Origin of the sequence: Halovalidus salilacus, assembly GCF_031852275.1 — an archaeon.
Taxonomy (GTDB): domain Archaea; phylum Halobacteriota; class Halobacteria; order Halobacteriales; family Natrialbaceae; genus Halovalidus; species Halovalidus salilacus.
On record NZ_CP134700.1, the window covers coordinates 2279787 to 2294310 of the forward strand.

Genomic DNA, 14524 nt, shown 5'->3' on the forward strand with positions numbered 1-14524 from the left:
GGCGAGGAATCGACCGCTCCGGACGCCGTCGATAGATTCGGGGTGCGAGCCACCTCGTGACGCGAACGGGCGTTCGAACCGGAGCGAAACGAAAAACGAAGCCTCCAGCCCTGACCGGCCGTTTTTGGATGGCGTTACGCGACCGTCGCCGCGGTCCCCGCGGCTTCGATCGCCTCGAGGAAGATCCCGATTCCGAGTTCGATCTCGCGCTCGGTGGAGTCGAGCGGCGGCAGGAGGCGGATCGTCTTCTTGCCGCAGCCGAGGGTGAGGAGGCCGCGTTTCAACGACTCCTGCACGACGGCGGTCCGTCGCTCGGGCGTGTCGAACTCGACGGCGAGCATCAGCCCCTTGCCGCGGACGTCCTCGACGTGCTCGGGCGCGCCGTCCCGGAGCAACTCTTTGGCCTGCTCGCCGCGCTCGGTGGCGTTGCGCAGGAGGTCGTGCTCCTCGATCGCCTCGAGGGTGAACGTCCCCATCATCGCGCCGAGGATGTCGCCGCCGCCGAAAGTGGAGCCGAGACGGTTCTTCTCCGACGGGAAGACGTCCGATCGCGATATCGTCGCGCCGACGCGCAGGGCCTTCGCGCTCGCGATGACGTCGGGTTCGATCGGGTAGTGGTCGGAGGCCCACATCTTCCCGGTGCGGCCGATGCCGGCCTGGATCTCGTCGACGACGAGCGGAATCTCGTAGGTGTCGCAGACGTCCTGAACCTCCCGCACGAACGCCTCGCTCGGGAACCGGTAGCCGCCGACGCCCTGGATCGGCTCGAGGACCAGGAAGGCGATCTCGTCGGGGGTGACGTAACCGCCCTCCGGAGCGAGCAGGTCGCGGAGCTGGGAGCCGTCGCCGCTGAAGAAGCCGCAGTCACACGAGTCGGCCGTGCAGTCGCGGTCGGCGCAGAAGGGTACCGTCTCGATGCCCGCGATCTGGGGGTAGTGGCGCGTGAACACCTCCTTGGACTTGGTCACCGATAAGGTGCCCAGCGTGCGGCCGTGGAAGCTGCCGGCGAACGCGATCCCGTACTTCGCGGGCGCCCGGCGATTGTGCGTGATCTTCATCGCGTTCTCGACGGCCTCCGCGCCCGAGTTCGAGAGGAAGACGGTATCCATGTCGTAGTGGCTCGAGACCTCCGTCAATTTCTTCATGAGGTGGCTCGAGCCCGGAACCTCGGCGGTCTCGGGGTCGGGGCCGGCGCCGTAGTAGAGGTCCTGGCCGGCGATCTTCATCGGCTCGACGAGGTCGAACGCCTCGAGTTTCTCGAGGATCTTCTCGTTGTCGTACCCGAGCGGCGCGGCGCCGATGTGACAGGTGAAATCGAGGAGGACGTTGCCGTCGACGTCCGTGACGAACGGACCGTCCGCGTCGGCGGTGAGGTCCCAGACGAACTCGTGGGAGTACTCGCTGGGCGCGGCGTACTCGCCGTGGAACTCGACCCACTTCCGGGCGTTGGGACCGGGGAGGGCGTCGGTGTCCGGTCGCGCTGTGTCCCTATCCATACACAATATACGTTTACATCGTACATTAAAACTTGTTATGGGGGCACTCGGTCGACGTGCGAAAACACGCGTTCGACGGCGGGGAGGGTGGCGCGTCGAAACGGGGAACTGTCGGCGGTCGGGGTCAGTCGTCGTCCGACTCGACCGGTCCGCCGGGGCCGGCCGGCGTCTCGGATTCGGACTTCGTCCCCGAACCGACGAGCACCGTCTCGTCCTGGAGCAACACCCGACCGTAGTTCGAACCGAAGTCCTTGATCAGCGCGAGCATCGAGAGGAAACAGACGAACGCGAACGGCGTGCCGGTGATGATCGCCGCCTGCTGGAGCGTATTGGCGCTCCCCGTACCGCCGAGGATCATGAGGATCGCCGCGGTCATGCCGAGGACCACGCCCCAAAAGATCCGGTTGATGCTCGACGGACGGGCCTTGCCGCCGGTGGTCATCATCGAGACCGCCAGCGTCGAGGAGTCCGCCGACGTGACGAAGAACGTCGTCACGAGGACCAGGAACGCCATCATGAACACCGACCCCAGTGGGAACGTCTCGAAGAGGATGAAGCCGGAGACCTCCGCACCCGCGTCGCCGGCGATCACGGCGCCGAAGTCCGCGACACCGTTGTGCTGGGACCAGACGGAGGTGCCCCCGATGATCGTAAACCACGGAATGGTGGCCGCCGAGGTCGCGATGATGCCGGTGAACGCGACCTCGCGAACCGTCCTACCGCGGGAGATGCGGGCGATGAACAGTCCGGCGAACGGGGACCACGAGAGCGCCCACGCCCAGTAGAAGACGGTCCACGTGTTCACCCACTCCGTGGCCTCGGCATTGCCGGCGCCGAACGCACCGGCGCCGGTGAAGAGGCTCATCGAGACGAAATCCGTGATCATTCCGCCGAGCGCCTCGATGCCGACCAACGTCAGGAAGAGCGTCGGTCCCACGACGAACGTCGCGACCATCAGGACGACGAAGAGGACCATGTTGAAGTTCGAGAGCCGACGGATCCCTTTGTCGACTCCGAGGACCATCGAGATCGTAAACAGCAGGGTCATCATCGTCACCACGAGCAGGATGCCGATGTTCCCCATGTCGATTCCCCATTGGTAGTCGAGCCCTTCGATGAACTGGCTCCCGATGAAGCCGAGCGACGTCGCGACGCCCCCGATCGTGGCGAACACGGCGAGGATGTCGATCACCTTCGCGAAGGGGCCGTCGAGGTTATCCTCGCCGATGAGCGGCGTCAGCGCCGACGAAACCCGCAGTGGAACGTTCTCGTAGTTGTACGCGAAGTAGCCGATCGCGATTCCCATGATCGTGAAAACGGCCAACTGCGGTAACGCCCAGTGGAAGAGCGTCTGTTGGATCGCGATCGGGATCGCCTCCGCGGAACCCCCTCCGGCGTTGAACAGCGGCGACGGGCTGTCGTAGTAGAACAGCGCCTCGGTCGGTCCCCAGAACACCACGCCCGCGGCGAACCCCGCGGAGTACAGCATCGCGAAGAACGAGAGGAAACTGTACTCCGGCGGATCGTCGCCGAGTTTGATCCGGCCCCAGGGGCCGATGATCAAGAACAGGAGGAAGAGGACGATCACGAACACGATCGACAGCAACGCCCAGTTCAGCGTTCCGAGCAGCGTGTCGTTGAGCGACGTGATCCCGTCTTCGACGGTTTTCGGACTGATGAAGAACGCGCCGATCACGCCCAGGGTCAACAGCGCCCCGAACAGGAAGACGACCGGGTCGATCTCCTCTCGGAACGTTTCGACCGCTCCCTTCTCCGACTGACTCATCGGTCTTCACCTCCGACCGAAGCGTTCGCGCCGTCGGGATTAAGACGACTGACACCATCCACCGTGCTTTCGTATAGCATAGTAGATTGCTCACCCCTGTAAACAATAAATGTTTCCCACTAGGGTTTACCATATACAATTTATGTATATTCATACGCGAGGCGGACCAGACAGGTGAGTGACCGGTTCCGGGCGACTCCGGCGCCGCCGGCGTGCGGTTCCGAGTCCGACGGTCGAACCGATAACCTACTCTCGCGGGAGGACTTGACGAAACGGCGCTCGGGAGAACCGCCGAGAGCCGAGGTCGTCGGAGAACGGCGCTTGCGACGCTCGAGGATGGGGTTGTCCCGTGACCGGTGCCGAAAACGGGAGAAATCGAAAACCGGGTAACCGGACGAACGCGGTCTGTCCGGGCGTCACTTCGTGAGTTCCTCGACCGTTCGGTCGCGGGCCTCGGCGCTCTCTTCGACCTCGTGACTGAACTCGTCGACCCGGTCCTTGATCGCCTCGCGGGTCTCCGATGACGAGAACTCCTCCGACATCGTCAACAGGCGGACGAACGCGCGGAGTTCCTCGTCGGTGAGCTGTGCGAACTCGTCGTTCTCGAGTTTCTCGACGACCTCGTCGACGTCGATCTTCCCGACCGGATCGACGTTGAACTCGACGTTGACCATCCGGTAGTTCGAGCCCGCGAGACGCTGTTCGGCCTTGCCGACCCCCTCCGAGAGCATGTCCTTGAACGGCGTGTAGTAGCCCATCGTCCCGAGGTGGAGGAACGCGAGCACGTCCGTGATCCCCTGGGTGAGCGCCTCGCGGTCCTCGTCGTCGGGATCGAAGACCGTGTTGCGGTCGCGGTCCTCGAGGTACTCGAAGAGGATGCTGAAATCGAGGACCGCGTTGCGCACCCGACGTCGAATGCGGTTTCGCTTCTGCTTCTTGGAGTGTTCGGTGTAGTCGGTCTTGCGGCCGAGGAGGAAGTCGCGGTCGGAGGGCGTGAGGATGCCGCGCGGTCGATCGGAGTCGGCGGCCGTCCGAAGGGATTCCGGCACGTCGTCTTGGCTCATACGTGACACACACAGGGGGCCGCGGATTAACTTTTGCGAGGCCGCGACCCACACACCGGAAAACGCACCTCTCGAGCGCCTCGACCGTCTCGAGGCGTGCAGTTGGCGTTCACCGTCAGGTTCGGCGTCGCCGTCCGCCGATGCCGCTGTCGGTCTAGATTCCGCGAAAACCGTTCGACGCGTTGCGCGTCACGGTCGGCGACTCGAGCGTATCCGTCCGGCAGGCACCCCGACCCGCGCTCAGACCGGCCGCTTCGAGAGTTCGACCGCAGTCTCGGCCAGCACCGAGACGCCGATCTCGAGGCTCTCCTCGTCGACGTCGAACGTCGGCGTGTGGTGGTTCGTCGGGTGGTCCGTGCCGACGAGCACGTACGACGCGAGGCCGCCGTCGTCCTGGACGCGGTCCATGAGGTAGGTGACGTCCTCGCTGAAGCCCACCTCCGTCGTCGGCACGACGCGCTCGACGCCGTCGACCCCGCGGGCGACGGTCGCGACGAGGTCCCGCAGCGCCGGGTGGCTGTCCGCTCGCGGCGACTCGCTGATGACCCGCGGCGCGACGTCGCAGTCGTGCATCTCCGCGGCGGCGTAGCAGACGCGCTCGAGTTCCGTCCGCATGTACTCCATGAGCCCGGTCGTCTCGCCGCGCACTTCGGCCTCGATCGTGATCTCCTCGGCGATGACGTTACTCGCGGTGCCGCCCTCGATGCGCCCGACGTTGACGCGGGTCATCCCGTCGGCGTGGCGGGGAATGGCGTAGGCGTTCTGGATGGCCGTCGCCGCCGCCTGCATCGCGTTGCCGCCCTCGTTGGGCGCCTTCCCCGCGTGCGCGCTCGCCCCCTCGAAGGTCGCCGTCACGTGGGCCATCGCCAGTGGCTTCTCGACGCCCGCGACGATTTCGCCGGTCGGGTGACCGAGGCCGACGTGGACGGCGAGCAGGTAGTCGACGTCGTCGAGGTGGCCGCCCTCGGCCATCGCCTTCCCGCCGCCCGAAATCTCCTCGGCGGGCTGGAAGAACACCTTCAGCGTCCCCGTGAAGTCGCTCTCCCGGACGGCTTCGATCGTCCCGAGGCCTATCGCGATGTGTGCGTCGTGGCCACATGCGTGCATGTAGCCCTCGTGTTCGGAACGAAATCCCTCCGCCGCGGGCCGATGGTCGTCGCCGGACGACTCAGCCATCGAGATCGCGTCGAGGTCGACGCGCAGCCCCACGGTCGGTCCCTCCCCCCGCTCGAGGACGGCGACGACGCCGGTGTGGCCGCCGGCCGTCCGCTCGAGAACGTCCTCTCGCACGCCGGCGTCGCGGGCCCGCTCGAGCCATGCCTCGAGGTCCTCGTCGTCCGGAACGGCCATCCGCGCGTCGCTCGCCAGCGCTTCGCGGCCGACGGCGATCTCGTCGACGCCGATCCGCTTGAGTTCGTCGACGACGCGGGCGGTCGTCTTGAACTCGCGCCATCCGGGCTCCGGGTGGCGGTGGAACGTTCGGCGAAGGTCGCGTAGTCTGTTCCTATAGGCCATTATTGCCGCATCTAGAGCGGCGAACTACTTAATCGTAGTCGATAGTCGAGAACCGATTGCGGACGTCGAGGCACGCACCGAACAGCGTATCGGAATCCGAACCGGAACTGGTGACCGGAAACCGTCGATAGGCGTGCGATTTCGGTGGAGGTGAACGAACGGTCGGCTCAGTCGAGGCGGGCGATCGCGTCGAGTTCGATCCGGACGTCCTCGGGTAGCCTCGAGACCTCGACGCACACTCTGGCAGGCGGCGTCTCGCCGAATCGGGAGCCGTAGGCCTCGTTGACGCGGTCGTAGTCCTCGAGATCGGTGAGGTAGACGGTGACCTTCACGACGTCCTCGAGGCCGCCGCCGCCGGCGGCCTCGACCGTCGCCGCGATGTTGTCGAGCACGCGATCGGTCTGGGCCTCGACGTCGCCGTCGACGGGTTCGCCGGTCTCGGGGTCGACCGGGCCGTAGCCGGAGACGTAGAGGGTGTCCCCGGCCCGGACGGCCTGGGAGTAGGGGTTGTCGGTGCGCGGTGCGTCGTCGGTGACGATCTCCTCGGTGTCGGACATGGGTTCGTGACGGCTGAACGAGCGTGCGTGGGTGCAGTAGGCGAGCTATTCGGTCGTCGCGCGCTCGATCGCGTCCTCGATGACGTCGAGCGCCGTGTCGGCGAGGTCGCGGGTGAGCACGAGCGGGGGCAGGAGTCGCAGGACGTTGCCGTGGCGGCCGGCCGTCCAGACGAGGACGCCGCGTTCGAAGCAGTGCTGTTGAATGGCGTCGACCACGTCGCCGTCCGGGTCGCCGTTCTCGTCGACGAACTCCGCGCCGATGAACAGGCCCTTCCCGCGGACATCGGCGAGGCGATCGTTCCCGTCGGCCACCGCCCGGAGGCGGTCGCGAATGTGCGACCCGATTTCGCGGGCGTGGGCGAGCAGGTCGTGGTCCTGGATGTACTCGATCGCTCGGGTGCCGGCGCGCATCGCGACGACGTGACCGCGGTAGGTGCCCGCGTGATCGCCCGGTCCCCACGTGTCGAGTTCCTCCCTGTACATCGTCGCCGACAGCGGGAAGCCTGCGCCGCCGAGGGCCTTCGCGGAGGTCATCGCGTCGGGCGCGACCCCCTCCCAGTCGCAGGCCCACCACTCGCCGGTGCGGCCGAAGCCGCTCTGGATCTCGTCAAAGATCAACACGACGTCGTTGTCGTCGGCGACGTCGCGCAGGCCCCGCAGGAACCCCTCCGGCGGCGTGACGATCCCCCCTTCGCCCTGGATCGGTTCGACGACGATGCCGGCCGGATTGGCCAGGCCGCCGTAGGGATCCTCGACGATCGACTGAACCTCCTCGAGCGCGTGGTCGACGGCCTCCTGCGGATCCTTCTCCTGGAAGAACGGGTACGGGTAGGGCGCGTGGACGACGTCCGGCAGGAGCGGGGTGTAGAGGCCCTTGAACTTCTTGTTCGAGGTGACGCTCATCGCGCCGGTCGTGGCACCGTGGTAGGAACCGCGGAAAGCGATCAGGCCGTCACCGCCGGTGTTGTACTTCGCCAGCTTGATCGACGCCTCGATGGCGTCGCTGCCGGTCGGGCCGCCGAAGACGACCCGGTTGTTCCCCCGCAGCCCTTGGGGGGCGATCTCGTCGAGCTTCTCGATCAACTCGAGTCGCGCCTCGGTCGGGAAGTCGACCGTGTGAACCAGCTTGTCGGCCTGCTCGTGGACCGCCTCGAGCACGTACGGGTTCGCGTGGCCGACGTTGTAGACGCCGATGCCCGCGAACATGTCTATGTAGGCGTTCCCGTCGACGTCCCGGACCGTCGCGCCCTTCCCCGACTCGAAGGCGATCGGAATGTCGTTCGGGTAGGCGACGGCGCTGCTGTCGATCTCCCGTTGCTTCGCGAGCAGTTCGCGCGTCCTCGGCCCGGGGACGGAGTCGACGCTCGGCGCCTCCTCGTCGTGAAGGTCTTCGATCGACGGACCTGCAGTCATACGTAGGCCCATGAGAATCAGCGATAAATAGTTTGTCCACACTATCCATATATCGCGTATACGGAATCTGTTACCATTGCGCTGTTGTGACGGCATCACCGTACGAGCCGGGCGGTTAACGATCCGGCTCTGACGTTCGCCGTCCCAAAATCCGATCATCGTGACGTTCGCTGTCCTAAAATCCGGCTCTCACGACGTCCTTGGTCCAGAATCCGGTCCCCGCGACGTCCTCAGTCCCAGAACGACTGGGTTCGCGCGTACTCGCGCTCTTTCTGGAGGATGTCGCGGTAGAAGTCGGCCTCGTCCTCCCGGTGTCGGTTGATGATCTGGGCGGCGTTGTGCGGGCCCACCCCCCGCGCGGCCATCGCGACCACGGCCCGCTTTCCGTGGCTCTGGACGAGGCTCGCGCTCCGGAACGCCCGTTCGGTCATCCGCCGTTGCTCCTCGTCCTTCTCCTGGGAGCGAACCGCCTGCACGACCTCGTCGGCCCACGGGTTGAGCGCCGCGATCCGCGTCGACCCGCACTCGGGACACTCTGGTTGCTCGGCTACCCGCTTGACCTTCGTCTTCGACTTCCAGTCGGTGCAGTGGGTACAGAGGAGGACGATCCGATCGTTCCGAATGCGCTCCCTGACCGTCTCGATGACGCTCGCGTCGGCGTTCTCCGGCGCGAGCAGTTCCTTCCCGCTCGAGCGGCCGCCCCGACCGACGGGCGTCCGTCCCCGGTGGGTCACGAGGTCGATCTCGCCCGACTGGATCCCCTCGAGGGCGCGGGCGGCGCGTTCGGCGTCCAGGTCCTCGTGGAACACCTCGCGGATCGACTCCTCGTACATCGGCGTGTCCTCGAGCGCGGCGAGCAACCGCTCGTTCGAGATGCGGCCCGATCCCCGGCCCTGCCAGCGCTTGAGCGCGCCGAACTTCGCCGACACCTGCGCCAGTCGGAACGCGAGGGCGTCCGAGCGCTTCAGGCCGAGTTCGACGATGGCCTCGACGTGGGCGGGGTCGGTCTCCTCGAGCACCTCGAGCACGTCGCTCGTGGCGATGGAGGTTGGCACTTCGAGTTCGATCCGGTAGGGATCGGTCTCGAGGCCGACCGAGGAACCGGCTCGCTGGCCCAGCAGCGCCGAGAGGGTGCGTCCGAGCGTCTCGTTCGTCTTGTGGCCGAACGCGGCGTTGAGCACCATCGTCCGACCCCGTCGCTCGAGGACGATCCGGTCGTTCGTGGGCATCGCCGTCCCCGTCGCGACGTGGTCTTCGAGTTGGGTGCAGGCCTCCTCGAGGGTGCGCTCGTCGGCCGGGTAGCGCCCGACGAGTTCGCGGGCGACCGCCGCGGCGTCGGCCCCCGCCTCGAGTTGGGGCGCCGCGACGCCCCGGATCTCGCCGACCTCCTGGGCGACGGGGTACGGGACCGGAATCTCCTGGCCGATCCAGGAGGGGACCTCTCCGGTGGGATCCTCGATGGGACTCACCTTGACGCGCTCCTCGTCGTCGTCGATCTCGGCGATCCGCCACATCTCCCCGCGCTGGACGAAGATCTCCCCCGGCGCGGCGAAGTTGACGACGAACCGCTCGTCGAGCGTGCCGATCCGGCTCCCGGAGGCGATGTCGTGGACCTCGTAGGTCGCCTCGTCGGGGATCATCGAGAGGTTGGCGTAGACGTACTGCCAGGTGCCGCCGGTCGCTCCCAGGGTGTCCTCGCCCTCGTCGAACCAGACGATCCGGTTCCGGTGCAGTTCCGAGCACACCTCGCGGAACGTCTCCTCGGTCAGGTCCCGGAACGGGTACGCCCGTGCGATCGTCTCGTACGCCTCCGCGACGAACGTCGTCCCCCGACTCTGGACGATCCCCGGTGCCTGGTTGGCGACCACGTCGAGGCTCCCCTCGTGGATGCCGGCGGGTTCGACGTGCCCCGACCTCGCGCGGCGCGCGATCGCCAGCGACTCGAAGACGTCGTCCGACCTCGTCGCGACGATCGTCCCGCTCGAGACCGCGTCCTGGCGGTGGCCGGCCCGCCCGATCCGCTGGAGCAAGCGCGTCACCTGTCGGGGACTCTGGTACTGGACCACGTGGTCGACGCTGCCGACGTCGATCCCGAGTTCCATCGACGACGTACAAAGGAGGGCGTCGAGGTCGCCCGCCTTGAACCGATCCTCGACGTCGATTCGTGCCTCCTTCGAGAGCGAGCCGTGGTGGACGCCGATCGGGAGGTCGAGTTCCCGGAATCGCGAACCCAGCGCCTCCGCCGTCTGCCGGGTGTTGACGAAGATCAGCGTCGACTCGTGCGCCTCGACGAGGTCCCGGATCAAGCGGACGTGGCTCGCCGTCGTCGCGTCGGTGACGAGTTTCTGCGCGAGCCGTTCGTCCTCCTCGGTCACCGCCGGTTTTCGGACCGTCACGTCCACGTTCGCCCCGACGTCGATCTCGCGGACTTCGCACGGGCGCCCGCCCGTCAGGAAGTTCGCCACCTCGCGCGGATCGCCGACGGTCGCCGAGAGGCCGACGCGCTGGAACGGCCCCGACAGGTCGCGCAGACGCTCGAGGCCGACCGCGAGTTGCGCCCCGCGCTTCGACGCGGCGAGTTCGTGCACCTCGTCGATCACGACGTGGGAGACGTCGGTCAGGGCCTCCCGAAGCTTCTCGCCCGTCAGCATCGCCTGCACGGTCTCGGGCGTCGTGATCAGGACGTCCGGCGGGTCCTCGGCCTGCTTCCCCCGCCGATAGCGGGTCGTGTCGCCGTGGCGAACGTCCACCTCGAGGCCGAGGTACTCGCCCCACCACTCGAGGCGCTCGCGCATGTCGCGGTTGAGCGCCCGTAGCGGCGTCACGTAGAGGGCGCCGAACCCATCGGGCGGCCCGTCGCCACTCACGAGGTCGTCGAAGACGGGGAGCATCGCCGTCTCGGTCTTGCCGCTCCCGGTCGGCGCGATCACGAGCGTGTTCTCGCCCGCCGAGAGCGGCGGAATCGCGAGGCGCTGCGGCGCGGTCGGCGTCGAGAAGCCGCGCTCGGACAGGGCTTCACGTACCGCCGGACCGAACCGCGAAAACGCCGCGACGTCCCCCTCAGTCATCGCTCCCGTGTAGGCGCGAGCGATGGATAAGACCCTCGCTCCCGGTCGGCGAACGCGTTCGCGCGGCCGATCCGGGCCAACATTCATTACGAGTCGTCCGCTCTCGTACAGCGAATGGCAACACTCGAGTTGGACGACGGGAGCCTCTGGTACGAGACGACAGGCGACGAGGACGCGCCGCCGCTGGTGTTCATCCACGGCGGCTGGATGCACGGCGAGGCGTGGCGGCCGCAGGTCGACCGCTTCGCCGACGAGTACCGGATCGTCACCCTCGACGTCCGCGGCCACGGCGAGACGGGACCGACCGATCGCGATCGCTACTCGGTCGACCTCTTCGCGGACGACCTGGAGCGCCTGCTCGAGCACCTCGAGATCGACCGGCCGATCCTCTGCGGGCTCTCGCTCGGCTCGATGATCGCCCAGACGTACCTGGATCGCCACCCGGACGGGACGGCCGGCGCGGTCCTCGGCGGCGCGGTCCGCTCGCTGCCCCCGATCGACGTGCCGTCGGGGGTGAAGCCGTTCGTCTCGCCGATGCCGGCGCTCGCGGCGACGCTGTCGCTCACCGGGCCGGAGGCGACCTTCCGGTCGATGCTGGGGTCGATCCGGGCGTCCCACGGCGGGCCGTGGCTTTCGGTCGATCCCGAGGTCCGCGAGGCGGCCATCGAGGACGTCGGCGAGATGTCCGCGGCGGAGTTTCGCAAGATCTTCGGCGCGCTCTACCGGTACGACCCGCCGGACCTCTCGCACGTTTCGACGCCGACGCTCGTCCTGTACGGCGACCGGGAGTACCCGCTCGTCAAGCGCCAGGGCCAGCAGGTGGCCTCGTTCCTCGACGGGACCGTCGTTCCCGTCCCGAAGGCCGGCCACCTCGTCAACGAGGACAATCCGACGGCGTTCAACGAGGCGAGTTCTCGGTTTCTCGCGGGCCTCGAGGCGGCCTGAAGCGGTCTATCGCTGTTACTCGGCGGCGCGCTCCTCGATCAGCGAACGGAGCCGATCGAGCGTCTGCACCCCGACCACCTGTTCGACCTGCATAGACATGTTCGCGGGCATCGGCGTCTATTCCCCACCCGCGTAGAGCGAGACCGTCGAACGCTCCGGACGCCGTGGTCCGCCGCGAGCGACTGGTTCTCGTCCACGTCGACCTCGGCGATCACCGCCTCAGTCTCGGCGGCGAGTTCCTCGAGGATCGGCTCGAGTTGCGTACACGGACCGGAGCACGGTCGACACCCTCGGCCGTCGACTCACTCGGTTCGACGCCAGTTCGGGGATTCCTCGAGCGCGGTGATCGCCGTTCCGAGACCGTTGCGAGCAGCACCGTAGAACCGCTCTCGACCGACGGGCGTGCGAACGCGGACGACGACGGTGTTGCCCGTCACTCGAAAGACCGATATCGTCCGTCCCGTTTTCGAGTGCGCCCACTCGCTCTGGAGCGTCGATTCCCCGTCGTCGATCACGCGCGTTCCCAGGTCCCAGCTCAGCCGAGAGGAGCGCGGAAGTTCGAACGGGACGGAGTCGGGGAGGGGGACGCCCCCGCACTCGCGGTCCTGCGGGGCGTGGGTGGCCATGGCACGCAATGAGCGCTTCTGGATTAAAAATTCACCTATCTCTTCGCCGGACCCGACTCGAAGCGCTTCGAGTCGGGAGATCCACCCAACGGGAAAAGTAGGGGTTCGTCGGCGGCACTGCCGTCGGCGTATTGATACCGGTGCCGTCGGCGTTCGTCCGAGCGGACCCGCAGCGCGGATCGGCCGGACGTTTCCGGGCCTACTGCACCCAGACCGTCTTTCGGTTCACGAACTCGAGCATCCCTTCACGGGCGAGTTCCCGGCCGTAGCCGGAGTCTTTGATCCCGCCGAACGGGACGCGCGGATCGGACTTCGTCATCTCGTTGACGTAGACGCACCCGGCCTCGATTCGGCGAGCGACGCGCTCCCCGCGTTCGCGATCCTGGGTCCAGATGCTCGCGCCGAGCCCGAATCGGACGTCGTTGGCCTTCCGAATCGCCTCCTCGTCGTCCTCGACCTCGAAGACCGCCGCGACGGGACCGAACGTCTCCTCCGTATCAGCCGGACAGCCCGGCGGCACGTCCGTCAGCACGGTCGGGGGGTAATACGCCCCCTCCCTGTCCATGGGCTCGCCGCCGGTCTCGACTGTCGCGCCCGCCTCCACGCTCTTCTCGACCTGCTCGTGGAGGTCCTCCATGAGGTCCTCTCGGGCCTGGGGCCCCATGTCGGTGTCCTCGTCCATCGGATCGCCGACCTCGATCGACTCCGTCTCCTCGAGGAACCGCTCGAGGAACTCGTCGTAAACGTCCGAGTGGACGAGAAACCGCTTGGCGGCGATGCAGGACTGTCCGCCGTTCTGGTTGCGCGCCAAGACGCCCGTCTCGGCGGCTTCGTCCACGTCGGCGTCGTCGAGGACGACGAACGGGTCGCTCCCGCCCAGTTCGAGCACGGTCTTCTTCAACTCCTCGCCGGCTTTGGAGGCCACCGCGCTGCCCGCCCCGCCGCTGCCGGTGACGGTCGCCGCGCGCACGCGCTCGTCCTCGAGGATCCCGTCGACCTGGTCGGACGAGATGACGAGCGACTGGAAGACGCCCTCGGGGAGGCCGGCCTCGCGAAAGACGTCCTCGATGGCGCGGGCGCAACCGGGGACGTTCGAGGCGTGCTTGAGCAGGCCGACGTTACCGGCGACGACGTTCGGCGCGGCGAACCGGAACACCTGCCAGAACGGGAAGTTCCAGGGCATCACCGCGAGGATCGGTCCGATCGGCTCGTAGACGGTCTTCACGTCGGCCCCGGACGGGCTCGGGTGTCCGTCGGGCGTCAGGTACGAACTCGCGTGCTCCGCGTAGTGGTCGCAGACCCACGCGCACTTCTCGACCTCCGAAACTGCCTGCTCGATGGGTTTACCCATCTCCTTCGTCATCGTCTCGGCGTACTTCTCCACGTTCTCGCGGAGGACGTCGCCCGCCGCCTCGAGGAACTCCTCGCGCTCGCGCAGCGGGCGCTCGCGCCACTCCTCGAACGCGTCGGTCGCGCGGTTCAGCGCCTCCTCGACCTCCGAGTCGGAGTCCTCGTCGATCGAGTGGACGGGTTCGCCGGTCGCGGGATTGATGACTTCCATGCATCGATCCCCGACGCGACGACGGATTACGCTTGACCCTGCTTCTCCCTGTGAGACGGAGGTCCCTCGACTCTCGCTCACACGAGAGCGGAGCGGATGACGCGAGGACTCGCGGTCGGACGGCGGCGATCCGTCGATCCGGAGAGCCGGTCCGCCGACGGAGGAATCGCCGATCGGTCGGAAGGTCGCAGAGAAGGGAACGACGCCGGGTCGGATCCGCGTTCGCTACGACGACGATACCTCGTAGTAGTCGGTGTACTTGACGACGTCGCACGCGCCAAACCCCTCCACGACCGATCCGTCGACGCCCTCCTCGCCGTCGGCGATGAGGGGGAGCCGTTCTTTGGCCGCCTCGTCCAGTTCGTCGTAGTGACAGACGCGCGCGTCGGCGTCGATCTCGTCCACGGGCTCGAGCGATAGTTCGTGTCTCATGGTAGCCTGTCACACCCTATGGAGTGGAACGTCTTCAACTTTTTCCAAGGGGTAATCCACA

The 14524-nt window shown here is 67.1% G+C and carries 11 protein-coding genes; 1 reads left to right on the top strand and 10 read right to left on the bottom strand.

Going from position 1 to position 14524, the window contains the following annotated elements:
- Positions 1-134 precede the first annotated feature (134 nt).
- The 7 genes from RJT68_RS11405 to RJT68_RS11435 form a co-directional block, all read right to left on the bottom strand.
- The gene (locus RJT68_RS11405; RefSeq protein WP_407036681.1) at positions 135-1496 is read right to left on the bottom strand and encodes an aminotransferase class III-fold pyridoxal phosphate-dependent enzyme; all 1362 of its coding nucleotides are present in this window, start codon (positions 1494-1496) and stop codon (positions 135-137) included.
- 124 nt (positions 1497-1620) lie between these two features.
- Positions 1621-3282, bottom strand: a complete 1662-nt coding sequence (locus RJT68_RS11410; protein WP_407036682.1) for a BCCT family transporter — start codon at positions 3280-3282, stop codon at positions 1621-1623.
- Between the two features lie 416 nt (positions 3283-3698).
- A complete protein-coding gene (locus RJT68_RS11415; RefSeq protein ID WP_407036683.1) occupies positions 3699-4346 on the bottom strand; it encodes a hypothetical protein in 648 nt (215 codons plus the stop codon).
- Between the two features lie 240 nt (positions 4347-4586).
- Entirely contained in the window at positions 4587-5861 is a 1275-nt protein-coding gene (locus RJT68_RS11420) for an amidohydrolase (RefSeq protein ID WP_407036684.1), read from the bottom strand.
- A gap of 167 nt (positions 5862-6028) precedes the next feature.
- Entirely contained in the window at positions 6029-6418 is a 390-nt protein-coding gene (locus RJT68_RS11425) for a Rid family detoxifying hydrolase (protein WP_407036685.1), read from the bottom strand.
- A 45-nt stretch (positions 6419-6463) separates the two neighbouring features.
- On the bottom strand, positions 6464-7831 hold the full coding sequence (locus tag RJT68_RS11430; RefSeq protein ID WP_407036686.1) for an aspartate aminotransferase family protein: 1368 nt from the start codon (positions 7829-7831) through the stop codon (positions 6464-6466).
- Between the two features lie 230 nt (positions 7832-8061).
- A complete protein-coding gene (locus RJT68_RS11435; protein ID WP_407036687.1) occupies positions 8062-10899 on the bottom strand; it encodes a DEAD/DEAH box helicase in 2838 nt (945 codons plus the stop codon).
- A 114-nt stretch (positions 10900-11013) separates the two neighbouring features.
- Here RJT68_RS11435 and RJT68_RS11440 point away from each other — a divergent pair, with 114 nt between their 5' ends.
- Positions 11014-11844: an alpha/beta fold hydrolase gene (locus RJT68_RS11440; protein WP_407036688.1), complete on the top strand. Its 831-nt coding sequence runs from the start codon at positions 11014-11016 to the stop codon at positions 11842-11844.
- 302 nt (positions 11845-12146) lie between these two features.
- Here RJT68_RS11440 and RJT68_RS11445 read toward each other — a convergent pair whose 3' ends face one another.
- The 3 genes from RJT68_RS11445 to RJT68_RS11455 all read right to left on the bottom strand — a co-directional run bounded on the left by RJT68_RS11445 (position 12147) and on the right by RJT68_RS11455 (position 14463).
- Positions 12147-12470, bottom strand: a complete 324-nt coding sequence (locus RJT68_RS11445) for a hypothetical protein (protein WP_407036689.1) — start codon at positions 12468-12470, stop codon at positions 12147-12149.
- 199 nt (positions 12471-12669) lie between these two features.
- Complete coding sequence (locus tag RJT68_RS11450) at positions 12670-14031, bottom strand: NAD-dependent succinate-semialdehyde dehydrogenase (RefSeq protein ID WP_407036690.1); 1362 nt, start codon at positions 14029-14031, stop codon at positions 12670-12672.
- 225 nt (positions 14032-14256) lie between these two features.
- Positions 14257-14463, bottom strand: a complete 207-nt coding sequence (locus RJT68_RS11455; RefSeq protein WP_407036691.1) for a hypothetical protein — start codon at positions 14461-14463, stop codon at positions 14257-14259.
- Positions 14464-14524 lie beyond the last annotated feature (61 nt).